This is a genomic window from Polaromonas sp. P3_A5 (assembly GCF_056403055.1).
The window spans coordinates 3,564,690-3,584,805 of sequence record NZ_JBFUGF010000001.1 but is presented as its reverse complement, the minus strand read 5'-3'; the positions used below and the strand labels follow the sequence as shown (position 1 = coordinate 3,584,805).

23 protein-coding genes and 1 tRNA gene are annotated in these 20,116 nt (G+C 60.4%); 12 read left to right on the top strand and 12 right to left on the bottom strand.

Annotated features, from left to right (window positions below):
* Positions 1–141 precede the first annotated feature (141 nt).
* Entirely contained in the window at positions 142–846 is a 705-nt protein-coding gene (locus tag AC1DU8_RS17160) for an RNA pyrophosphohydrolase (protein WP_457279683.1), read from the top strand.
* Positions 843–1,352: a CNP1-like family protein gene (locus AC1DU8_RS17155; RefSeq protein WP_477690021.1), complete on the top strand. Its 510-nt coding sequence runs from the start codon at positions 843–845 to the stop codon at positions 1,350–1,352. The genes AC1DU8_RS17160 and AC1DU8_RS17155 overlap by 4 nt, the downstream gene beginning before the upstream one ends.
* A gap of 32 nt (positions 1,353–1,384) precedes the next feature.
* Here the strand turns inward: AC1DU8_RS17155 and proB are convergent, their stop codons facing one another.
* The 4 genes from proB to rplU form a co-directional block, all read right to left on the bottom strand.
* The gene (gene proB, locus AC1DU8_RS17150; RefSeq protein ID WP_457279681.1) at positions 1,385–2,521 is read right to left on the bottom strand and encodes a glutamate 5-kinase; all 1,137 of its coding nucleotides are present in this window, start codon (positions 2,519–2,521) and stop codon (positions 1,385–1,387) included.
* 106 nt (positions 2,522–2,627) lie between these two features.
* Positions 2,628–3,704 carry an Obg family GTPase CgtA gene (gene cgtA, locus AC1DU8_RS17145; RefSeq protein ID WP_457279680.1) on the bottom strand — a complete coding sequence of 359 codons (1,077 nt, stop codon included), beginning with the start codon at positions 3,702–3,704 and terminating at the stop codon, positions 2,628–2,630.
* Positions 3,705–3,823: 119 nt separating this feature from the next.
* Positions 3,824–4,081 carry a 50S ribosomal protein L27 gene (gene rpmA, locus AC1DU8_RS17140; protein WP_457279679.1) on the bottom strand — a complete coding sequence of 86 codons (258 nt, stop codon included), beginning with the start codon at positions 4,079–4,081 and terminating at the stop codon, positions 3,824–3,826.
* Between the two features lie 27 nt (positions 4,082–4,108).
* Positions 4,109–4,420 carry a 50S ribosomal protein L21 gene (gene rplU, locus AC1DU8_RS17135; protein WP_122955355.1) on the bottom strand — a complete coding sequence of 104 codons (312 nt, stop codon included), beginning with the start codon at positions 4,418–4,420 and terminating at the stop codon, positions 4,109–4,111.
* A gap of 184 nt (positions 4,421–4,604) precedes the next feature.
* On the opposite strand from rplU, the gene AC1DU8_RS17130 reads away from it, so the two are divergent.
* The 9 genes from AC1DU8_RS17130 to AC1DU8_RS17090 all read left to right on the top strand — a co-directional run bounded on the left by AC1DU8_RS17130 (position 4,605) and on the right by AC1DU8_RS17090 (position 11,726).
* Positions 4,605–5,588, top strand: coding sequence for a polyprenyl synthetase family protein (locus AC1DU8_RS17130; protein WP_457279678.1), 984 nt, complete (start codon positions 4,605–4,607; stop codon positions 5,586–5,588).
* Positions 5,589–5,600: 12 nt separating this feature from the next.
* Positions 5,601–5,677 (top strand) — tRNA-Pro (locus AC1DU8_RS17125).
* 135 nt (positions 5,678–5,812) lie between these two features.
* Positions 5,813–7,546, top strand: a complete 1,734-nt coding sequence (pilB, locus tag AC1DU8_RS17120; RefSeq protein ID WP_457279677.1) for a type IV-A pilus assembly ATPase PilB — start codon at positions 5,813–5,815, stop codon at positions 7,544–7,546.
* An 80-nt stretch (positions 7,547–7,626) separates the two neighbouring features.
* Entirely contained in the window at positions 7,627–8,847 is a 1,221-nt protein-coding gene (locus AC1DU8_RS17115; RefSeq protein WP_457279676.1) for a type II secretion system F family protein, read from the top strand.
* Positions 8,847–9,698: a prepilin peptidase gene (locus tag AC1DU8_RS17110; RefSeq protein WP_457279675.1), complete on the top strand. Its 852-nt coding sequence runs from the start codon at positions 8,847–8,849 to the stop codon at positions 9,696–9,698. The genes AC1DU8_RS17115 and AC1DU8_RS17110 overlap by 1 nt, the downstream gene beginning before the upstream one ends.
* 4 nt (positions 9,699–9,702) lie before the next feature.
* On the top strand, positions 9,703–10,314 hold the full coding sequence (coaE, locus tag AC1DU8_RS17105) for a dephospho-CoA kinase (RefSeq protein WP_457279674.1): 612 nt from the start codon (positions 9,703–9,705) through the stop codon (positions 10,312–10,314).
* A gap of 45 nt (positions 10,315–10,359) precedes the next feature.
* Positions 10,360–11,115, top strand: coding sequence for a cell division protein ZapD (zapD, locus tag AC1DU8_RS17100; RefSeq protein ID WP_457279673.1), 756 nt, complete (start codon positions 10,360–10,362; stop codon positions 11,113–11,115).
* A gap of 61 nt (positions 11,116–11,176) precedes the next feature.
* Positions 11,177–11,392 carry a DNA gyrase inhibitor YacG gene (locus tag AC1DU8_RS17095; protein WP_457279672.1) on the top strand — a complete coding sequence of 72 codons (216 nt, stop codon included), beginning with the start codon at positions 11,177–11,179 and terminating at the stop codon, positions 11,390–11,392.
* Positions 11,393–11,453: 61 nt separating this feature from the next.
* Entirely contained in the window at positions 11,454–11,726 is a 273-nt protein-coding gene (locus AC1DU8_RS17090) for a hypothetical protein (RefSeq protein ID WP_457279671.1), read from the top strand.
* Positions 11,727–11,771: 45 nt separating this feature from the next.
* Here the strand turns inward: AC1DU8_RS17090 and grxD are convergent, their stop codons facing one another.
* The 4 genes from grxD to hemA all read right to left on the bottom strand — a co-directional run bounded on the left by grxD (position 11,772) and on the right by hemA (position 15,712).
* Complete coding sequence (gene grxD / locus AC1DU8_RS17085; protein ID WP_457279670.1) at positions 11,772–12,104, bottom strand: Grx4 family monothiol glutaredoxin; 333 nt, start codon at positions 12,102–12,104, stop codon at positions 11,772–11,774.
* Between the two features lie 141 nt (positions 12,105–12,245).
* Entirely contained in the window at positions 12,246–13,103 is an 858-nt protein-coding gene (gene prmC, locus AC1DU8_RS17080; RefSeq protein WP_477666070.1) for a peptide chain release factor N(5)-glutamine methyltransferase, read from the bottom strand.
* A gap of 90 nt (positions 13,104–13,193) precedes the next feature.
* A complete protein-coding gene (gene prfA, locus AC1DU8_RS17075; protein WP_477666071.1) occupies positions 13,194–14,315 on the bottom strand; it encodes a peptide chain release factor 1 in 1,122 nt (373 codons plus the stop codon).
* Between the two features lie 107 nt (positions 14,316–14,422).
* Positions 14,423–15,712, bottom strand: a complete 1,290-nt coding sequence (gene hemA, locus AC1DU8_RS17070; protein ID WP_457279667.1) for a glutamyl-tRNA reductase — start codon at positions 15,710–15,712, stop codon at positions 14,423–14,425.
* A gap of 137 nt (positions 15,713–15,849) precedes the next feature.
* Between hemA and AC1DU8_RS17065 the strand changes: the two genes are divergently transcribed.
* Positions 15,850–16,140: a hypothetical protein gene (locus AC1DU8_RS17065; protein ID WP_457279666.1), complete on the top strand. Its 291-nt coding sequence runs from the start codon at positions 15,850–15,852 to the stop codon at positions 16,138–16,140.
* Positions 16,141–16,290: 150 nt separating this feature from the next.
* On the opposite strand, the gene ugpQ is transcribed toward AC1DU8_RS17065, so the two are convergent.
* The 4 genes from ugpQ to ugpA all read right to left on the bottom strand — a co-directional run bounded on the left by ugpQ (position 16,291) and on the right by ugpA (position 20,099).
* Entirely contained in the window at positions 16,291–17,046 is a 756-nt protein-coding gene (gene ugpQ / locus AC1DU8_RS17060) for a glycerophosphodiester phosphodiesterase (RefSeq protein WP_477701736.1), read from the bottom strand.
* A gap of 42 nt (positions 17,047–17,088) precedes the next feature.
* Entirely contained in the window at positions 17,089–18,108 is a 1,020-nt protein-coding gene (locus AC1DU8_RS17055; protein WP_457279664.1) for a sn-glycerol-3-phosphate import ATP-binding protein UgpC, read from the bottom strand.
* Positions 18,109–18,158: 50 nt separating this feature from the next.
* Entirely contained in the window at positions 18,159–19,010 is an 852-nt protein-coding gene (gene ugpE / locus AC1DU8_RS17050; protein ID WP_457279663.1) for a sn-glycerol-3-phosphate ABC transporter permease UgpE, read from the bottom strand.
* Between the two features lie 207 nt (positions 19,011–19,217).
* Entirely contained in the window at positions 19,218–20,099 is an 882-nt protein-coding gene (ugpA, locus tag AC1DU8_RS17045; RefSeq protein WP_457279662.1) for a sn-glycerol-3-phosphate ABC transporter permease UgpA, read from the bottom strand.
* Positions 20,100–20,116 lie beyond the last annotated feature (17 nt).

Sequence of the window (20,116 nt, the reverse complement as noted above, 5' to 3'; positions counted from 1 at the left end):
CGGGGTTGGAAAAAGGGATGGAAAAGAGTCGAAAAGGGGGCAGGAAAGGAACGGGAAAGGGGTGCTGCAGCCCGCTGTGCGCTTGGCGCTGGGGCCTTCGCTGTGCATAATGGACTCAGTTTAAAAAATTGAGGTTTGATTATGCTTGACCGGGACGGCTTTAGGCCCAACGTCGGCATCATCTTGCTCAACCAGAGAAGTCAGGTATTTTGGGGCAAACGTATCCGTACCCACTCGTGGCAATTTCCGCAGGGTGGCATTGACCGGGGCGAAAATCCCGAGCAGGCCATGTACCGCGAGTTGCATGAAGAAGTGGGGCTGATGCCGCAGCATGTGAATGTGCTGGCCCGAACCCGAGACTGGTTGCGCTATGAGGTGCCTGACCGGTTCATCCGCCGCGATGCGCGCGGACATTACAAAGGCCAGAAACAAATCTGGTTCCTGCTGCAACTGGTTGGCCACGACTGGGACTTGAACCTGCGCGCCACAGACCATCCGGAGTTCGATGCCTGGCGCTGGAACGACTACTGGGTGCCGCTGGACGTGGTGGTCGAGTTCAAGCGTGGCGTGTACGAAATGGCCCTGACCGAGCTGTCGCGGTTCGTTCCGCGCACGGACGCGCGTTTCGAGCAACGCCCCGACCACCGCAACCGTTATTTGCGCGGGGGATTGCATCAGCGTGACCATGCGGGCCAGGCCGGCGAGGGCGGTTTACCGACCGCTGGCGAGCCCTTTCATGCACCAATGACACGGCTGGGAGCGTCTTTCGAACTGCCGCCCGGCGCCACTTTTGAACCCGATCCGCAGACCAGCCTGGATGCGAACAGCCAACCAACCAAACCATGAATCTCAAACCCGCCCTTGTGGCCGCCGCACTTTTGCTGGGCATCAGCTGTACATCGTGGGCCGTCGCCCCGCTGGAAGATCCCGAAGAGTGGAAAGAAGACAGCGTCTCGGCGCCGCCGGCCTTCGACCTCACCAAACTCGTCACGTTTGAGGTGTCGCCCAATTCCCAGCTGGTGTACGGTGTGGACCCTGCGACCATCCAGATTTCGAACAAGGACAGCGTCGTGCGCTACGTGATCGTGGCCTCCAATGCCAGCGGCGCGCGCAATGTGATGTACGAAGGCATACGCTGCAGCACCGGTGAATTCAAGACATACGCCCGTTATTCAGACGGCAAATGGACCAACGTCAGCAAGCCCGAATGGAAGTCGGTGTTCGGCAACATGCCGTCCAAGCATGCCTTTCGTTTGGCCAGGGCCGGCGCCTGCGACAGCGCGGCACCTGTGCAAACAGTGGACCTGATGGTGTCGCGGCTGAAGAACCCGAACTTCAGGACCCGGGAATAAGGCACAGGAAGCAGGGCCGCAGCCGGCAAAGCCTAGCGGGTCAATACCAGGTTGGTGCGGTGAACCATCTCGGGCTCGCCGGTGTAGCCCAGCAGTTTTTCGAACTCTGACGATGCCTTGCGGCAGATCATGCGGGCTTCGGCGCTCGAATAATTGGCCAGGCCGCGCGCGATCTCGGCGCCTCCGGGGTCCCTGATGGCGATGACATCGCCGCGCGAAAACTCCCCCTGAACGGCCGTCATGCCGATGGGCAGCAGGCTTTTGCCCTCATCGCGCACCTTGCCCACGGCGCCTGCGTCCACCGTGACTGAGCCCCGCATTTGCAGGTGATCGGCCATCCATTGTTTGCGTGCCTGCATCTTCTGGGTTTGCGCCACCAGCAGCGTGCCGATGGGCTCGCCCCGGGTCAGCCGGACCAGTGCTTGCGGCTCGCGGCCCCAGGCGATGACCGTCGATGCGCCTGAGCCCGCGGCGCGTTTGGCGGCCAGGATCTTGGTGATCATGCCGCCCTTGCCGATGCTGGAACCTGCGCCTCCCGCCATGGTCTCCAGCGCTGCGTCGCCGGCCTTGGCCTCATGCACAAACTGCGCGGCCGGGTCCTTGCGCGGATCGGCGGTGTAGAGGCCGCGCTGGTCTGTGAGGATGACCAGCGCGTCGGCTTCCACCAGGTTGGCGACCAGTGCGCCCAGCGTGTCGTTGTCGCCAAACTTGATCTCGTCATTGACGACGGTGTCGTTTTCATTGATGACAGGCACCACGCCAAGCTGCAACAGCGCCAGCAGGGTGGAGCGCGCATTGAGGTAGCGTTCGCGGTCTGCCAGATCGGCGTGCGTCAGCAGGACCTGGGCGCTGCCGATGCCGTTTTCGCGCAGCTTGGTTTCATAAACCTGTACCAGACCCATCTGGCCCACGGCGGCGGCGGCCTGCAGCTCATGGATGGCCTTGGGCCGCGTTGCCCAGCCGAGGCGTTTCATGCCCTCGGCAATGGCGCCGCTGCTGACCATGATGACCTCCCGGCCGTCCTTCACGAGGGCTGCCAGCTGCTCGCACCACTGGCCGATGGCCACGGAATCCAGCCCGCGCCCTTCGTTGGTGACCAGGCTGGAGCCCACCTTCACCACGATGCGTTTGGCGTTGCGCAGGACCAAGGAGCCGGTTTGTTCTTGCATTTAAGTGTATTTTAGGGCTCTAGCCCAATCAGGGCGGGCGCAAGCAGCTATCGTTTATATAGCAAATGCCGGCGGCGTTTGCCCGGAAATCAGCGGGGAAAGGCCGTTACGGGGATTCCGGCGGCAGTTCGGCAAATCGCGGATCAACCTCTTCCACCGGCTGCTCGCTTTTCTGGACTTGCTTGACGTGCTGGTAAATGGTTTTGACCAGCTGCTCGCAACCCTCGCGCGTCAAGGCCGAGATTTCGAAGACGGGGCCCTTGAACTTGAAGCGCTTGACGAAATCCTTCACCAGCGCGGCACGTTTGTCCTTGTCCACCATGTCGAGCTTGTTGAGGACGAGCCAGCGTGGTTTGTCGTAAAGGGCTTCGTCGTATTTTTTGAGTTCGCCCACAATTGCCTTGGCTTGCGCCACCGGGTCCACGCCTTCATCGAAAGGCGCCATATCGACAATATGCAACAGCAGGCGGGTGCGCTGCAGATGCCGGAGGAACAGGTGGCCCAGGCCGGCGCCTTCCGAAGCACCCTCGATAAGGCCGGGCAGATCGGCCACCACGAAGCTTTGTTCCGGGCCCACGCGTACCACGCCGAGGTTGGGATGCAGGGTGGTGAAAGGGTAGTCTGCAATGCGCGGGCGCGCGTTCGACACGGCCGAAATGAAGGTGGACTTGCCGGCATTGGGCATGCCCAGCAAGCCGACGTCGGCCAGTACCTTGAGTTCGAGCTTGAGGCTCTTGCGCTCGCCGGGCCAGCCGGGTGTCTTGCTGCGTGGCGCGCGGTTGGTCGAGCTTTTGAAGCGCAGGTTGCCGAAGCCGCCGTCGCCGCCCTTGGCGATCAGCACCTGTTCACCGGGAACCAGCAATTCGTAAAGTACTTCCCCGGTTTCGCCATCGGTCAGGATGGTTCCGACCGGCATCTTCAGGATGATGTCGTCGCCCTTGGCGCCGAACATGTCCGAACCCATGCCATGCTGGCCGTTACGGGCCTCGTGGCGGCGTGAAAACCGGAAGTCCACCAGCGTGTTCAGGTTGATGTCGGCCACCGCGTACACATGACCGCCGCGTCCGCCGTCGCCGCCGTTTGGGCCGCCGAACTCCTTGTACTTTTCGTGGCTGAAGGAGACGCAGCCACTCCCGCCATCGCCTGCGGCAATGTCAATAAAGGCTTCGTCAACAAATTTCATGATGGAGTGCTGCGGTTAAAACAGGGGGCGTCAGGGGCCGGAGATCAAGTTTACAAACAAAAAAGCCCCGACAGGTCGGGGCTTCGTTTCAGTCGAAGTGACTTATCGAAGTGATCAGCTTACGCCGGGGTCACATTCACGGTGTGCTTGTTCAGCGCACCCTTGATGGAAAACGAGACCGAGCCGTCAACCAGCGCGAACAGCGTGTGGTCCTTGCCGATGCCGACATTGACGCCTGGGTGGAACTTGGTGCCGCGCTGGCGCACGATGATGCTGCCTGCGTTAATGACTTCACCGCCAAATTTCTTGACGCCGAGCATTTTGGGCTGTGAATCACGCCCGTTTCGCGTAGAGCCGCCGCCTTTTTTCTGTGCCATTTTTCGTTACTCCTGGTACGTCCCTGTTCAACCGGCGATGGCGCCGATTTGCAGTTCCGTGTAGTTTTGCCGGTGGCCCTGACGCTTTTGGTAGTGCTTGCGACGGCGCATTTTGAAAATGCGAACCTTGTCGTGCCTACCCTGGGAAAGGACAGTGACTGTAACAGTGGCGCCGGACACCAAGGGCGTACCAACCGTGATTGTGCTGCCGGTGCCGACAGCCAATACCTGGTCAATAACGATCTCTTGGCCTACGTCCGCAGCAATCTGTTCTACTTTAATTTTTTCTCCAGTAGCAACCTTGTATTGTTTGCCACCGGTTTTTATGACCGCGTACATGTAAGACCTCTTTATTGAGTTCTGCAGACGGATTTCCGCAGAGCCCAATATTCTAGCATGCCGGGCCAAAATTGGCCAGCCGCCCGTTTTCCGGGCTTTTTCGGGCCGAATGTGGGGACTGGGCCGGGTATGGCGGGCGGGGGTCTTCCTATAATCTGCCCAAACTTACGTCTGGATCCGCCTTTTGTCTGCCAATTCTTCAAGCACCGCCGCAGCCCTCGCCCTGATTGCAGACGACATGCGGGGAATGGACGCCGTCATCGAGCTTCGCCTGAAGTCCGAGGTGCCCCTTGTAAGCCAGGTCTCCCGGTACATCGTTGCGGCCGGCGGCAAGCGGTTGCGGCCGGCTCTGTTGCTTTTGATGTGCGGCGCTTTGGGATACAAAGAGGCTCAGCGCTACAACCTCGCCGCCGTCGTCGAGTTCATCCATACCGCAACGCTTCTGCATGATGATGTGGTGGACGAGTCCACGTTGCGCCGCGGGCGAGCAACCGCCAACGAAGCCTTTGGCAACCCTGCCAGCGTTCTGGTGGGTGATTTTCTGTATTCCCGGGCCTTCCAGATGATGGTCGAAGCTGGCGATATGCGTGTCATGCAAACCCTTGCCGAGGCAACCAACGTGATCGCCGAGGGCGAGGTGCTGCAACTTATGAACATGCACGACGCGACACTGTCGGAGGAGGGCTACCTCCGGGTGATCCGCTCCAAGACGGCCAAGCTGTTCGAAGCCAGCGCCCGCCTGGCGGCCTTGCTGGCCCAGTCGCCGCCAGCCATTGAGCAAAGCTGCGCAGACTACGGCCAGGCACTGGGCACCGCATTCCAGGTGATCGACGACGTGCTGGACTACGACGGGGATGTGTCTGAGATGGGGAAGAACCTGGGCGACGATTTACGCGAAGGCAAGGCGACACTTCCGCTGATCATCGCCATGCAGCGAGGTACCGGGGCTGAGCGTACGACCATCCGGCAGGCAATTGAGACGGGTGGCACGGACCAGATGACACAGATCATCGCCATCGTGCAACAGACCGGAGCGCTGCAGGCCACCCGGGATGCTGCGGCTGTAGAAGCACAGCGCGCGCTGAATGCCTTGCAGGCCCTGCCCCAAAACATTTACAGTAATGCCCTGATGCAGCTGGCCTCCCAATTGCTGGAAAGGCGTTTCTGACGGCTGCCGGATCGGGGTGTAGCTTAGCCTGGTAGAGCGCTACGTTCGGGACGTAGAGGCCGGAGGTTCGAATCCTCTCACCCCGACCAAAAATATCCTGGCCTTGGCCGTATGTGTGCGTTTCTTCGCATACTTCCAACGCCGGGCAGGCCTCTGGCGCGTTTTCGATTTACACCTTGTAATCTATAAGCGATGATACCTATTTAAGCCTATCCAGAGAATCCATGGCCGCTGTCGACACTGCTATTAACCAACCACCATCCATGGCATTGCCAGGTCTGGGTCGGGCCTTGGTGGTTGCGGGGAAGCTGGGTCAAAAGGCTGCTGAAGACATCTTTCGCAAAGCCCAAACGGGGCGCACCAGCTTCATCGCCGAACTGACGGGCTCCGGAGCGGTTTCCGCGTCTGACTTGGCGCACACCATGTCGACCGCCTTCGCGGCGCCTTTGCTTGACCTGGACGCCATAGACATACAGCGCCTGCCCAAGGGACTGCTCGATTCCAAAATCTGTGCAACGTACCGTATCGTTGTTCTGAGCAAACGCAATAACCGGCTGATTGTTGCAACGGCAGATCCATCTGACCAGGAGGCGGCCGAAAAAATCAAGTTTTCCACCCAGATGGGGGTCGACTGGGTCATCGCCGAATACGACAAGCTGTCCAAGCTGTCGGAAGTATCCAACACCAGCGCCTCTGAGGCGATGGAAAGCATCATCGGCGATGACTTTGAGTTTGATGAAACCAGTGTGGATTCTGGCGCAACCGAAGATGAAGCGGGTGTCTCCGAAGTTGAGGACGCTCCGGTTGTCAAATTTCTCCAGAAGATGCTGCTTGATGCTTTCAGCATGCGCGCTTCCGACCTGCATTTCGAGCCGTTTGAGCATACCTACAGGGTGCGCTTCCGGGTGGACGGCGAATTGCGCGAAATCGCGTCACCACCGGTCGCCATCAAGGAAAAGCTTGCCGCGCGCATCAAGGTTATCTCCAAGCTGGATATCTCGGAAAAACGCGTACCGCAAGACGGCAAAATGAAACTCAAGATCGGCCCCGACCGGGTCATCGATTTCCGGGTGAGCACCTTGCCGACCATGTATGGCGAAAAAATCGTTATCCGTATTCTGGATCCGAGCAGTGCCAAGCTGGGCATTGATGCACTGGGGTATGAAACGATTGAAAAAGAGCGCCTGATGGCCGCCATTCAGCGACCCTACGGCATGGTGCTGGTGACGGGGCCCACGGGTTCCGGTAAAACCGTGTCGCTGTACACCTGCCTGAATATTCTGAACAAGCCGGGTGTCAACATTGCCACCGCTGAGGATCCCGCCGAAATCACATTGCCCGGTGTCAACCAAGTCAGCATGAATGACAAGGCCGGCATGACTTTTTCTGTCGCGCTCAAAGCCTTTTTGCGGCAGGATCCGGACATCATCATGGTCGGTGAGATTCGCGATCTTGAAACGGCTGATATCGCCATCAAGGCCGCGCAGACCGGCCACATGGTCATGTCCACGCTGCATACGAACGACGCACCCACCACGTTGACGCGTATGCGCAACATGGGCATTGCTCCTTTTAATATTGCCTCAAGCGTGATCCTGATCACGGCCCAGCGCCTTGCGCGCCGGCTTTGCCCCAACTGCAAGTCTCCTGCTGATATCCCTCGCGAGACATTGCTGGAGGCCGGTTTCAAAGAGGATGACGTCGACGGCTCGTGGACGCCGTATCGGCCTGTGGGTTGCTCCATGTGCACAAATGGTTACAAGGGGCGTGTCGGTATTTATCAGGTGATGCCGATTTCCGAGGAAATCCAGCGTATTGTCCTTCGCGACGGAAGTGCGCTTGAAATCGCTGCGCAGGCTGAACTCGAAGGGGTCCGAAGCCTGCGCCAGTCCGGATTGCAAAAAGTTAAACTCGGAATGACCTCACTGGAAGAGGTTTTGGGTTGCACGAATGTTTAAATTTGCTCACGCAAAGTGCTGATTAATCGGCGTCTGTAGCGAAAGGTGGCTTGGGCCATCGATAAAACGAGAAAACCATCATGGCAACTGCAGCATCTGTCAAAGGCGTCAAGGAATTTGTTTTTGAGTGGGAGGGCAAAGACCGCGGCGGCAAACAGGTTCGGGGCGAAACCCGGGCCGCCGGAGAAAACCAGGTCAAGGCTTCCCTGCGCCGCCAGGGCGTTTTGCCCACCAAGATCAAAAAGCGCAGCATGCGCTCCGGCAAGAAGATCAGGCCGAGGGATATCGCTATCTTTACCCGCCAGCTGGCTACGATGATGAAAGCGGGCGTTCCGCTTTTGCAGTCGTTTGATATTGTGGGTCGCGGCAATCCGAACGCCAGCGTCACCAAGCTTCTCAACGATGTGCGCACTGACGTGGAAACCGGTACCTCCTTGAGCGCGGCTTTTCGCAAATACCCGATGTATTTCAATGCGCTGTACTGCAATCTGGTCGAGGCCGGTGAAGCTGCAGGTATTCTGGAATCCCTGCTGGACCGCCTTGCGGTCTACATGGAGAAAACGGAAGCCATCAAATCGAAAATCAAGTCGGCCCTGATGTATCCCATTTCGGTGGTGATTGTGGCCTTTGTGGTGGTCGCGGTCATCATGATTTTTGTGATCCCGGCTTTCAAGGAAGTGTTTAAATCTTTTGGCGCTGACTTGCCGGCACCAACGCTGTTTGTGATTGCCGTTAGTGAATTCTTCGTAGCCTATTGGTGGCTCATTTTTGGCGGCATCGGTGGTGGCCTTTACTTTTTCTTCCAGGCCTGGAAGCGCAACGAAAAAATGCAGAAGTTCATGGACAGAGCCTTGCTCAAGGTGCCTGTCTTTGGCTCCCTGATTGAAAAATCGTGCATTGCCCGATGGACCCGTACCTTGTCCACCATGTTTGCCGCCGGCGTTCCATTGGTTGAAGCGCTGGATTCCGTCGGTGGAGCGTCTGGTAACTCCCTCTATGCCGATGCCACCGAAAAAATCCAGCAGGAAGTCTCCACGGGCACCAGCCTGACCGCCGCGATGGGCAATGCGAATCTGTTCCCGACCATGGTGTTGCAGATGTGCGCCATTGGTGAGGAATCCGGCTCCGTCGATCACATGCTCGGTAAGGCCGCCGACTTTTATGAGGCGGAAGTCGACGAGATGGTGGCCGGCCTTTCGAGCCTGATGGAGCCCATCATCATTGTGTTTTTGGGTACCCTTATTGGCGGCATCGTGGTATCGATGTACCTGCCCATTTTCAAGCTGGGTCAAGTCGTTTGATGGGTACGGGTATGGGCCCGGCGTTTGATGCGTCGCTGGCCGGCATCCTGGGCCTGCTGATTGGCAGTTTCCTGAATGTTGTGATTTACCGCCTCCCCAAAATGATGGAGCGGCAGTGGGCGCAGGAATGCGCGGAACTGGCTGGGCATGCAGCAGAACCTTCCGACAAGTTCAATCTGCTGGTGCCACGCTCACGGTGCTCCAGTTGCGGCCATGCCATCCGTTGGTACGAGAACATTCCGGTGGTCAGTTATGTGTTCCTGCGAGGCAAGTGTTCGGTATGCGGCTCGCCCTACGGTATGCGCTACCCCGTCGTGGAGGCAGTGACGGGCGCCTTGTTCTTCTTTTGTGTGTGGCGTTGGGGCTGGTCGCTGACTGCGCTGGGCTGGTGCGGCTTTTCGGCCGCACTGCTGGCCCTGGCGATGATCGACTGGGACACCACGCTGCTGCCGGACGATATCACCTTGCCTTTGCTGTGGGCCGGCCTGATCGTTGCCGCCCTGCAGTGGAACCCTTCGGTTAGCCTGCCAACGGCCTTATGGGGTGCCGTCGCTGGCTACCTGTCTCTATGGCTCGTGTACTGGGCCTTCAAACTGGCCACCGGCAAGGAGGGCATGGGCTATGGCGACTTCAAGCTTTTCGCCGCACTCGGTGCCTGGTTCGGCTGGCCTGCGCTGGTTCCCATGATCCTGATGGCTTCGGTGATTGGTGCTGTCATAGGTATTGCGTTGAAGTTCTCCACCGGCTTGCGCGAGGGCGGTTATGTGCCCTTTGGACCTTTCCTGGCCGGTGCGGGTTTCACGGCCATGATTTTTGGGCCGCAATCCATTTTGCGATTTGTGGGCTTGTGATGCCATGTCCCGTGCAGCCCTGCGTATTGGACTGACCGGTGGCATAGGCAGCGGTAAAAGCACGCTTGCCGGTATTCTGGTTGCTCACGGCGCGGCGTTGGTGGATGCTGATGCCATCTCCCGTGCGGTCACGGCAGCCGGTGGGGCGGCTGTGCCGGAAATTGCAGCGCTGTTCGGCGGAGAACTGATCACCCCCGAAGGCGCCATGCACAGGGAACGGATGCGGCAGCTGGTCTTTGACGACCCGTCTGCACGGCGCAGGCTCGAGTCCATCGTGCACCCCTGGGTAAGCCGGGAAACCCTGCATCAATATGAGCAGGCGGTCGCGGGCGGCAGTGCTTGTGTCATTTTTGACGTCCCGTTGCTGGTGGAGTCGGGACGATGGCGACAGCAGCTTGACCAGGTTCTGGTTGTGGATTGCAGCGAGGTGACCCAGATTGACCGCGTGATGACCCGAAACGGCTGGCCACGGGAGGTTGTGGAGAAAATCATGGCTGGCCAGGCAAGCCGCGCGCAGCGCCTGTCTGCGGCTGACATATGCCTCTATAACGATGGCTTGTCTCTGGCGAGCCTGGAAGCCCTGGTCCGACAGCTTGCCAGGCGCTTCGGGCTATGATGCGCAAACAAACCTCCTCATTCAAAGCTGACGAAATCTAGCGCTGTGATCCTTTACGAGTATCCTTTTCACGAACGAATACGCACTTACCTGCGACTTGAGCACCTGTTTCGCCGTCTCGGTGAACTGGTGGAGCGTGAGAGCCCGACGGATCATCATTACGCGATCACGACCATTTTTGAAATCATGGATGTCGGCGCGCGGGCCGACCTGAAGACCGACGTGCTCAAGGACCTTGAGAAGCAAAAACATGTCCTCAACGGCTACCGCGGCAACCCGGCCATTTCCGAAGCCGTTCTGGACGAGGTGACCGGCCAGCTTGAGGGCTGTTTTTCCGCCTTGAACAACCTGCCGGGCAAAGCCGGTCATTCCCTGACGGAAAACGACTGGCTGATGAGCATTCGCAGCCGTGTCGGCATCCCGGGCGGGACCTGTGAGTTTGATTTGCCGGCCTACTATGCATGGCAACACCTGGACACCGAAACACGCCAGCAAGACCTGCAGCGCTGGATCACACCGCTGGTGCCGCTGGCCGAATCCATACGTGTACTGCTAACGCTGTTGCGTGACTCCGGGGCGCCTCAAAAAGTGGTGGCGCCCGGCGGGCAATACCAGCAGACGTTGCCGCAGGGGCGTACCTTCCAGCTGTTGCGCCTGCGGATAGACCCGGCTCTGGGGCTGATTCCCGAAATCAGCGGTAACCGGCTGATTGTGTCGGTGCGCCTCATGCGTCACGGCAGTGACGACCGGCTGCACGCCAGCACCGAAGATTCTGCGTTTGAGCTGACGCTTTGCTCCTGATTTCAGGACTTGCAGCCTCCCCGCCATCACACCCGATTGATCCCCAGACCTGTCTACAAACATGCCTGCGATGAAGAACGATTCCCCGCCCCTCAAACGGGTCGTATGCCCGGGCTGCGGCGGTGAAAGCATTTACGCACCCAGCAACCCTTTTCGCCCATTTTGCAGCGAGCGTTGCAAGAACATAGACTTGGGCGCCTGGGCCAGCGAAGGGTTCCGCCTGCCGGCGGATGTGCCACCTGATGATGAACAATTTGGCGACCCCAAGCTGCAATAAAGCTTGAGGCGAAACGCGGTGTCACCTGCGTTTGCGAAAGAATAAAAAGGGAGGAAAAAGTATGAACAGGAATTTTTGCAATGCGCTGGCTGCCGTCTTGGCCATGGCGCTGCTGGGCGGTAATGTGCAGGCTCAATCGGCCCAGGATGGGGTAAAGCCCGCCAAGGCCAAAAAAACCAAGAAGACCGCCGCTCAATCCGGTGCGGTAAATTCAGGCGGCAAAGTCAAATTCATCTCAGGGTCCGGCGAGACACCCGGCCAGCGCGATGCCCGGCTCAAACGCGAATGCAAGGGCGCGGTAGATGCAGGCGCCTGCGCGGGCTACACGCGCTGATCCATCGATGGCGCCGGTGCAAAGCCGGCACAACGCCTGCAACGCTCAGTTGGTGGTGGGGGTTCCCAGCACCTGTTGCAGCTCGCCGTTCTGGTACATCTCCATCATGATGTCCGAGCCGCCGATGAACTCGCCTTTCACGTAGAGCTGTGGAATGGTCGGCCAGTTGCTGAACTCCTTGATGCCGTGGCGGATTTCCTCGTCTTCCAGCACGTTCACGGTGGCGGGCTTGTTCACGCCGCAGGCCTTCAGCACCTGGATGGCACGGCCGGAAAAACCGCACATCGGGAATTGGGCCGTGCCTTTCATGAAAAGGACCACATCGCTCGATTTGACGATTTCGGCGATGCGTTGCTGGGTAGGGTCTGTCGTGCTCATGGTGAATCCTTTTGGGGTGTGGGCCGAAGCGCCTGTACCGGGCCGAAAAACGCGTTTCGGCGAGGCTGTTTCAAATACATGGAATCTGGAAACCAGAATTCAACCTCCCGATTATCCTGCCGTTTGATTTCCCGTGTGGATTCATCGTTCGCCCGGCCACAGCCCGCCAGAACAGCGTTCGATGCCCGCCAGGTCGCGCCGGCTCTGAACCTGTACAAAGCCCTCTTGCGCCAGCAGTGACCGCACGGCTTCTGCCTGGTCGTAGCCATGCTCCAGCAACAGCCAGCCGCCTGGCAGCAGGCTGGCGGGCGCCTTCCGGGTGATCTCCCGGATGTCCTCCAGCCCGTCCGGGCCGGCAGTCAGGGCGGCCAGGGGCTCGTGAATCAGGGCAGCCAGATGTGGGTCAGCGCTGGCAATGTAAGGCGGATTGCTGGCGATCAGGTGAAAGTGTCCGCTAACTTCCTGCAGCCAGTGACTTTGAATGAAATCGATCTCCAGGTTCAGGCGGGTCGCATTATCCCGGGCGACATCCAGCGAGTCCGCACTCGCATCCACCGCCGTCACGCGGCCCTGTCGGCCCGTCTTGGGCAGGCTGTGGGCAATGGCCAGGGCAATGGCCCCGCTGCCCGTGCCAAGGTCCAGAATTCGCGGGTCGGCCGGTGCGCCGGGCACCTGCAGCAGCTCAAGCGCCCAGCTCACCAGCGTTTCGGTGTCGGGGCGCGGTACCAGCACACGGGCATCCACCTGAAGCGTCAGGCCGAAAAACTCCTTGCTGCCCACGATGTAAGCCAGCGGTTCTCCGCTGGCGCGGCGCAGGCACAGCGCCTGGAAACGCTGCGCGGCATCTTCTGCCAGCTCGTCCGTATCGTGGGCCAGCAGCCAGGCGCGGGCATGCTCCGGTTTGCCCAGCGCATGCAACAACAACAACTGGGCATCCAGGCGGTCCAGCCCCAATGCCTGGGCGGCAGCCAGGGCTTGCGCGCAGGTAAGCCCGCTCAACTGAACCCCCTTGAAGTGCTATGAAAATAGTAGCTGCTTGCGCACATCCTGATTGGGCTGGAGGCCTTTTTGTTGCTCAACTGCTGATGTTCAGGCGCCATTGTTGGCGGTCTCAAGCTCCGCCAGCAGCTCGGCGCCGCGCGCCACCTGCAGGGCCGTGACCACATCGCCCAGGTCGCCTTCCATGATGGCCAGAAGCTTGTACAGCGTCAGGTTGATGCGGTGGTCGGTCAACCGCCCCTGCGGGAAGTTGTAGGTGCGGATGCGGTCGCTGCGGTCGCCTGTGCCCACCAGCCCCTTGCGCAGGGCGGCATCTTTGGCGGCGCGCTCGGAGCGGTCTTTTTCGTGGATGCGTGCGGTGAGTACCTTGAGCGCCTGGGCCTTGTTGCTGTGCTGGCTCCGGCCTTCCTGGCATTCCGCCACGATGCCGGTCGGAATGTGCGTGATGCGCACGGCCGAATCCGTCTTGTTGATGTGCTGGCCGCCGGCACCACTGGCGCGGTACGTGTCAATACGCAGGTCGGCCGGGTTGATCTGGATGGCTACGGCTTCGTCCGGCTCCGGCATCACGGCCACCGTGCAGGCGCTGGTGTGGATGCGACCTTGCGTTTCGGTGGCGGGCACGCGCTGTACGCGGTGGCCGCCTGACTCAAATCGCAGCTTGCCGTACACACCGACGCCCAGGGCGTCCGTGGCGCCGTCAATGCGCAGCACGACCTCCTTGTAGCCGCCCAGTTCGCTGGAGGATTCACTGATGATTTCCACCTGCCAGCGGTTGCGTTCGGCAAAGCGGGTGTACATCCGGAACAGGTCACCGGCGAACAGCGCTGATTCATCACCGCCGGTGCCGGCACGGATTTCGATGAAAGCCGCGCGCGCGTCGTCCGGGTCCTTCGGAATCAACATCAGCTGCAGGGCCTCGTCGATCTTCGCGATATCGGCTTTGGCGGCGGCGATTTCTTCCTCCGCCATCGCAGCCATTTCCGGGTCATCTTTGGCTTCAGTCAGCATGCCTTCAGCACTGCCGAGGTCGGCCTCGCGACTGGTGAGCCGCAAGTACTGGTCGGCGATCACGCTGGCTTCGGCGTGCTCCCGGGTCAGCGAACGGAAGCGGTCCAGGTCGCTGACCACGTCGCTGGCAGACAGCAGCGCGTCCAGCTCGTGCAGCCGCAGCAGCTGGCGGTCCAGGGTTTGGCGAAGAAAAGGTTTCATGGGAATGGAGGACTGGAAAAAGGGGGCCGGAAGGCCGTCAACAACGACGCTCCGTCAGCGGAGCAACCGGCTGTGGCCGGCACAGGAAGTCAGTGCCTTGGCGGCCGCTAACGCTCTTTGTCGTCGGACTGGATTTTGGGCAGCTGGCCGCGCAAAAACAGCCTGGATACGGTCTGTGCCGTGGCTTCGCGGCTGTTGGCGTCGCCCGCATGCAGCTCGGCCAGCGCGCCGTGCAGCATTTTCTGGGTGAGGCCGCGGGTCAGCGCGTCCAGCACCGTGTCGATGGGCTCGCCCCGGGCCAGCAGCTTTTTGGCCCGCACGATTTCGGCAGCGCGCCACTCGTCGGTCTGCGCATTGAGCTGCTGGATCAGCGGCACGCTGCGGCGCTGGCCCAGCCAGTGCATGAAGTTCTGCACGCCCGCGTCGATGATGACCTCGGCTTGCGCCACGGCGGCCTTGCGGCTGTCCTTGCCGGTCTGCACCACGTGGGCCAGGTCGTCCACCGTGTAGAGGTAGATGTCGGGCAGGGCCTTGACTTCGGGTTCGATGTCGCGCGGCACGGCCAGGTCGACCATGAACATCGGGCGATGTTTGCGCAGCTTGACGGCGCGCTCGACCGCGCCCAGGCCGATGATGGGGAGCGTACTGGCGGTGCAGCTGATCACGGCGTCGAACTCATGCAGGCGGCTGGGCAAATCGGCCAGGCGCATCACTTCGGCGCCGAAGCGGCCGGCCAGCTTCTCGCCGCGCTCCAGCGTGCGGTTGGCGATGGCCATGGCTTTGGGGTTTTTGGCGGCGAAGTGGGTAGCCGCGAGGTCAATCATCTCGCCGGCGCCGACAAACAGCACCTTGATGTCGCCGAGGTCTTCAAACAGCTGGCCGGCCAGCCGCACGCTGGCCGCCGCCATGCTGATGCTGTGCGCGCCGATTTCGGTGCTGCTGCGCACTTCCTTGGCCACGGCAAAGGAGCGCTGGAACAGCTGGTGCAAGGTGGTGCCCATGGCGCCCGCGTCTTCGGCGGCGCGCACGGCGTCCTTCATCTGGCCCAAAATCTGGGGCTCGCCCAGCACCATGGAATCGAGCCCGCTGGCCACGCGAAAAGCATGACGGGCCGCTGCATCGTCGTGCAGGGTATAGGCATGTGAGCGCAGCAAGGCGGGCGAGACGCCGCCACTGTGCGCCAGCCAGTCCAGCGTGTGGTCCAGGTCGTTCTTTTCGCCAGCGCAGTAAATCTCAGTGCGATTGCAGGTAGAGAGCAGCGTGGCCTCGGGCTGGCGGGCCAGCGACTCGCGCAAACCGCGCAAAGTGGGCTCGACCTGGTCCAGGGCGTAGGCGAACCGGCCGCGCAAATCGAGCGGTGCGGTGTTGTGGTTTAGCCCAAGGGCCCAGACTGACATCCTCCGATTATAAAATTGAAGCGGTCAGGACGGTACAAAGGCCGGACAATCGCCCTGATAGTCCTTTTTTTGGCCGTTTTGAAGCTTGTTTTGGATTTGCTCTGAAGCCAGGCGAGTTTTTAACTATCCCTACGCGCATGACCTTTTACCTGCTGGCGAACCACCTGCTCAATCTTGTCCTGCCGGCCGCCGCGGTGGCCCTGCTGCTGGTGCTGGCAACTCAGCTTATGGGTGGATTATTTAGATCAAAAATGCCTTTAGCCCAGACCTGGTATGCGCAAGCAGCTATTGTTTTTGTAGCAAACGTGGTGGTGCTGGTGGCCGGGCTTGTGTTCTTCGGCCATGACGGGAAGATGCTGACGTATGCCGCCATGGTGGTCGGCGCGGCCGTCTGCCAGTGGGTTTTGCTGGGCGCCTGGCGGGCCTGAAGGGGTTCTATAAATCCAATTGCCGGGCGCATGGCTGCGTTGCGCGCTGCTCGGAATCCTCATGCACCCAAGTGCATTCCGGTGTCCTGCGCTCCGTGCGCCTTGCCCTGCACCCGGTAATTGAATTTCTAAAGTCCCTTCGAATAGCGACTACAAATCGGGCTTGAAGACGTTCACTGCGTCGGTGATGATGCCGTCGGTGCCCAGGGCCAGCAGCCGCTGCACGTTCGCTTCGTCATTCACCGTATAGCTCAGCAACTTGAAGCCGGCTTTTTTGGCCTGGGCCACCGTATCGGCGTTCCAGAGTTTGTGGTTGCAGACGATGGCCACGCAGCCCAGCTGAGCCGCTGTTTCCAGCCAGTTGGCGGGGAGTTGGTCGAGCAGCAGGCCGCGTGGCAACTGGGGCTGGGCATTTCGAGCCGCCTCCAGCGACAGCGGCTGGAAGGACGTCAGCAGTGGGGGAATGGCTTGGCCCTGCCACAGCCGGGCCGCTTCGTTGGCCACCACGGTGCCGGTGTGACTGTCGATGCCCGGTGTGGGCTTGATCTCGATATTGAGGAAGTAGCCCTTGTCCAGGCAAAAGCGGGCGATGCGCTCAAAGCTGGCGAGGCCCTCCGCGGCAAACGCCGGGGAATGCCAGCCGCCGGCGTCAAGCTTGGCCAGCGCCTCCCAACTTAACTCGCCAGCCACACCTTTGCCGTTGCTGGTGCGCTCCAGCGTGGCGTCGTGCAGCAAAAAGGGAACGCCGTCGGCGCTCAGTTTCACGTCGCACTCAAACATGCGGTAGCCATGGCTGGCGCCCAACATGAAGGAGGCCAAGGTGTTTTCCGGCGCCAGCTTGCCGGCGCCGCGATGCGCTACCCAGCGCGGGTAGGGCCAGTTGGCAGCTGATACGGGGTTTGTCATGGGTGTGCTCAGGACCTGTGGAGACGAGACGAAAGCCGGAAATTAGATCCGTTTGCCCGTTTCCGAGTCAAACCAGTGCAGGCGATCTGCGCGCGGCGTAACGTGGATGGTCGCACCGATCTCGGGTGCCGTTGACAGGCTTTCGTCGGTGCGCACGATGATGGCTTCGCTGCCCATGCGGCAGTACAACAGGCGCTCGGCGCCCAGCATTTCGATCGTGTCGACCTGCACTGCCCAGCCGGTGGGACCCACCGTCAGGTGCTCGGGGCGTATGCCCAGAATGGCGCCGGGCTTGCCGCCGAAGTCGGCATTCGGGGCCTGCTTGAGCAAATTCATGGGAGGCGAGCCCATGAAGCTGGCCACAAAGGTGGTGGCGGGCCGGTTGTAAACCTCTTCGGGCGTACCGAACTGTTCCATGCGGCCGGCGTTCATCACCATCATGCGCTGGGCCAGCGTCATGGCTTCGACCTGATCATGCGTGACGAAGAGGGATGTGATGCCGAGTTCGCGGTGCAGCTTCTGAATTTCAAGACGCGTCTGCACGCGCAGTTTGGCGTCCAGGTTGGATAGCGGCTCGTCAAACAAAAACACCTGCGGCTGGCGCACGATGGCGCGGCCCATGGCCACGCGCTGGCGCTGTCCGCCCGAGAGCGCGCGGGGCTTGCGGTCCAGCAGGTGGCCCAGCTCCAGGATTTTGGCGGCCTTGTCGACGCGCGTCTTGATCTCATCCTTGGGCACCTTGGCGATCTTCAGGCCGTAAGCCATGTTGTCGAATACGCTCATGTGCGGGTAGAGCGCGTAGTTCTGGAACACCATCGCGATGTCACGCTCGGAAGGTTCCAGCTCGTTGACGACCTTGCCGCCAATGGAGATCTGCCCGTCGCTGACTTCCTCCAGCCCGGCCACCATGCGCAGCAGGGTGGACTTGCCGCAACCCGAGGGCCCGACGATGACGATGAACTCGTGGTCGTTGATCTCGGCGTTCACGCCGTGCAGCACTTGCAGTGCGTCCTTGCCGGAACCGTAGCGCTTGATGACGTTATTGAATGAAAGGGATGCCATGTCTGTATTTCCGTTGTGTCTTGGTTGTTCTTGGCTGGTTTGGGCTGGCTCTATTTTTCGGTGTCGACCAGGCCCTTGACGAACCATTTCTGCATCAGCACCACCACGAGGGCGGGCGGCAGCATCGCCAAAATTGCAGTGGCCATGACCACGTTCCATTCGTTCTGGCCGTCACCGCCGGCGATCATGCGTTTGATGCCCACGACGACCGGGTACATGTCTTCACTCGTCGTGGCCAGCAGCGGCCAGAGGTACTGGTTCCAGCCGTAGATGAACTGGATGACAAAAAGCGCGGCGATCGAAGTCTTCGACAGCGGCAGCAGCACGTCGAAGAAAAAGCGCATGGGGCTGGCGCCATCCATGCGTGAGGCTTCGGTGAGCTCGTCAGGCACCGTCAGGAAGAACTGGCGGAACAAGAAAGTCGCCGTGGCCGAGGCAATCAGCGGTACCGTCAGGCCCGCATAGGTGTTGAGCATGTTCAGATCCGACAGCACCTTGTAGGTGGGCAGAATGCGCACTTCCACCGGCAGCATCAGCGTCACAAAAATGGCCCAGAAGCAGGTCTTCTTGAAGGGGAAGCGGAAGTACACGATGGCGAATGCCGACAGCAGCGAGATCGTGATCTTGCCGATCGCGATCACCATCGCCGTGACGAAGCTGACCCACATCATGTGCGCCACCGGTGCATTGGAGCCGACGGCGGATTCGCGCCCGAACAGCGCCGCCTTGTAGCTGTCGATCATGTTGGTGCCCGGCAGCAGCGGCATGGGCGCCTGCACGATTTCCTGCGCCGTGTGGGTCGAGGCCACGAAAGCCAGGTAGAGGGGGAAGGCGACGATAAAGACGCCCAGGATCACGATGACGTGGGCGAGGATGCCGTGGGTTCCGCGTTTTTCAACCATTGGCGTTCACCTTGAACTGTATGTGTGAGGGATAGACATGTTTTTCCGCCGGGCCGCCCCAAGGAAAAAAGCGCCCCCGAGGGGCTGGAGCCCGCAGCTCCAAGCCTGCCTGCGCAGGCTTGGACGGGCGACAGAGGCGAAGCGTCTCGCGAGCCGCGGCCTGCAAGGCCTCGCGCATTACATGAAATGAAAAGCGTGGGGGCGTCATCAGTACTGAACCTTTTTCTCGACGTAGCGGAATTGAATTACGGTCAGCGCCACCACGATCACCATCAATACCACCGACTGCGCAGCCGAGCCGCCCAGGTCCATGGCCTTGAAGCCGTCGTAATACACCTTGTAGACCAGGATGGCCGTGTCCTTGCCCGGCCCGCCCTGTGTGGCGGCGTCGACGATGGCAAACGTGTCGAAGAAGGCATAGACCACGTTGATGACCAGCAGGAAGAAGGTCGTGGGCGACAGCAACGGGAACTGGATGGTCCAGAAGCGGCGCCAGGGTTTCGCACCGTCAATGGCGGCGGCTTCGATCAGTGACTTGGGAATCGACTGCAGGCCCGCCAGAAAAAACAGGAAGTTATAGGAAATCTGCTTCCACACCGAGGCCATCACGATCAGCGTCATGGCATGGCCGGAGTCGAGCAGATGATTCCAGTTGATGCCTATCTTGCCCAGCGCGTAGGCGACCACGCCCAGCGAGGGAGAAAACATGAACACCCACAGCACGGCCGCCACAGCCGGGGCAACCGCGTAGGGCAACACGAGCATGGTTTTGTAGAACATGCCGCCGCGCACGATGCGGTCGGCAAACACCGCCAGCAACAGTGACAGGCTGATGCCGATGCCAGCCACCATCACCGAGAAAAACGCGGTCGTCTTGAACGACTCCACATAGCTCGGGTCGTCCAGCAATTGCCGAAAATTGGCCAGGCCGACGAATTCGATGGAGGTGCCGAAAGGGTCTTGCTGTTGCAGCGACTGCAGAAGCGCCTGCGCCGCTGGCCAGAAGAAAAACACCAGGATGACCGCCATTTGCGGCAGCAGCAGCAGCCAGGGCAGCCAGCTGGATCGAAAGACAACGCGTTTTTCCATAGGGCCTTCAGTGGGCA

What these genes read in the sequence shown, in the direction of transcription:
- AC1DU8_RS17115 (WP_457279676.1), top strand. Translation starts at nt 7,627, where the DNA reads ATGGCAACTGCAGCATCTGTCAAAGGCGTCAAGGAATTTGTTTTTGAG.
- prfA (WP_477666071.1), bottom strand. Translation starts at nt 14,315, where the DNA reads ATGAAACCTTTTCTTCGCCAAACCCTGGACCGCCAGCTGCTGCGGCTG.
- AC1DU8_RS17155 (WP_477690021.1), top strand. Translation starts at nt 843, where the DNA reads ATGAATCTCAAACCCGCCCTTGTGGCCGCCGCACTTTTGCTGGGCATC.
- AC1DU8_RS17065 (WP_457279666.1), top strand. Translation starts at nt 15,850, where the DNA reads ATGACCTTTTACCTGCTGGCGAACCACCTGCTCAATCTTGTCCTGCCG.
- hemA (WP_457279667.1), bottom strand. Translation starts at nt 15,712, where the DNA reads ATGTCAGTCTGGGCCCTTGGGCTAAACCACAACACCGCACCGCTCGAT.
- proB (WP_457279681.1), bottom strand. Translation starts at nt 2,521, where the DNA reads ATGCAAGAACAAACCGGCTCCTTGGTCCTGCGCAACGCCAAACGCATC.
- ugpE (WP_457279663.1), bottom strand. Translation starts at nt 19,010, where the DNA reads ATGGTTGAAAAACGCGGAACCCACGGCATCCTCGCCCACGTCATCGTG.
- ugpQ (WP_477701736.1), bottom strand. Translation starts at nt 17,046, where the DNA reads ATGACAAACCCCGTATCAGCTGCCAACTGGCCCTACCCGCGCTGGGTA.
- AC1DU8_RS17160 (WP_457279683.1), top strand. Translation starts at nt 142, where the DNA reads ATGCTTGACCGGGACGGCTTTAGGCCCAACGTCGGCATCATCTTGCTC.
- cgtA (WP_457279680.1), bottom strand. Translation starts at nt 3,704, where the DNA reads ATGAAATTTGTTGACGAAGCCTTTATTGACATTGCCGCAGGCGATGGC.
- grxD (WP_457279670.1), bottom strand. Translation starts at nt 12,104, where the DNA reads ATGAGCACGACAGACCCTACCCAGCAACGCATCGCCGAAATCGTCAAA.
- AC1DU8_RS17095 (WP_457279672.1), top strand. Translation starts at nt 11,177, where the DNA reads ATGCCTGCGATGAAGAACGATTCCCCGCCCCTCAAACGGGTCGTATGC.
- AC1DU8_RS17110 (WP_457279675.1), top strand. Translation starts at nt 8,847, where the DNA reads ATGGGTACGGGTATGGGCCCGGCGTTTGATGCGTCGCTGGCCGGCATC.
- coaE (WP_457279674.1), top strand. Translation starts at nt 9,703, where the DNA reads ATGTCCCGTGCAGCCCTGCGTATTGGACTGACCGGTGGCATAGGCAGC.
- AC1DU8_RS17090 (WP_457279671.1), top strand. Translation starts at nt 11,454, where the DNA reads ATGAACAGGAATTTTTGCAATGCGCTGGCTGCCGTCTTGGCCATGGCG.
- rplU (WP_122955355.1), bottom strand. Translation starts at nt 4,420, where the DNA reads ATGTACGCGGTCATAAAAACCGGTGGCAAACAATACAAGGTTGCTACT.
- pilB (WP_457279677.1), top strand. Translation starts at nt 5,813, where the DNA reads ATGGCCGCTGTCGACACTGCTATTAACCAACCACCATCCATGGCATTG.
- ugpA (WP_457279662.1), bottom strand. Translation starts at nt 20,099, where the DNA reads ATGGAAAAACGCGTTGTCTTTCGATCCAGCTGGCTGCCCTGGCTGCTG.
- AC1DU8_RS17055 (WP_457279664.1), bottom strand. Translation starts at nt 18,108, where the DNA reads ATGGCATCCCTTTCATTCAATAACGTCATCAAGCGCTACGGTTCCGGC.
- rpmA (WP_457279679.1), bottom strand. Translation starts at nt 4,081, where the DNA reads ATGGCACAGAAAAAAGGCGGCGGCTCTACGCGAAACGGGCGTGATTCA.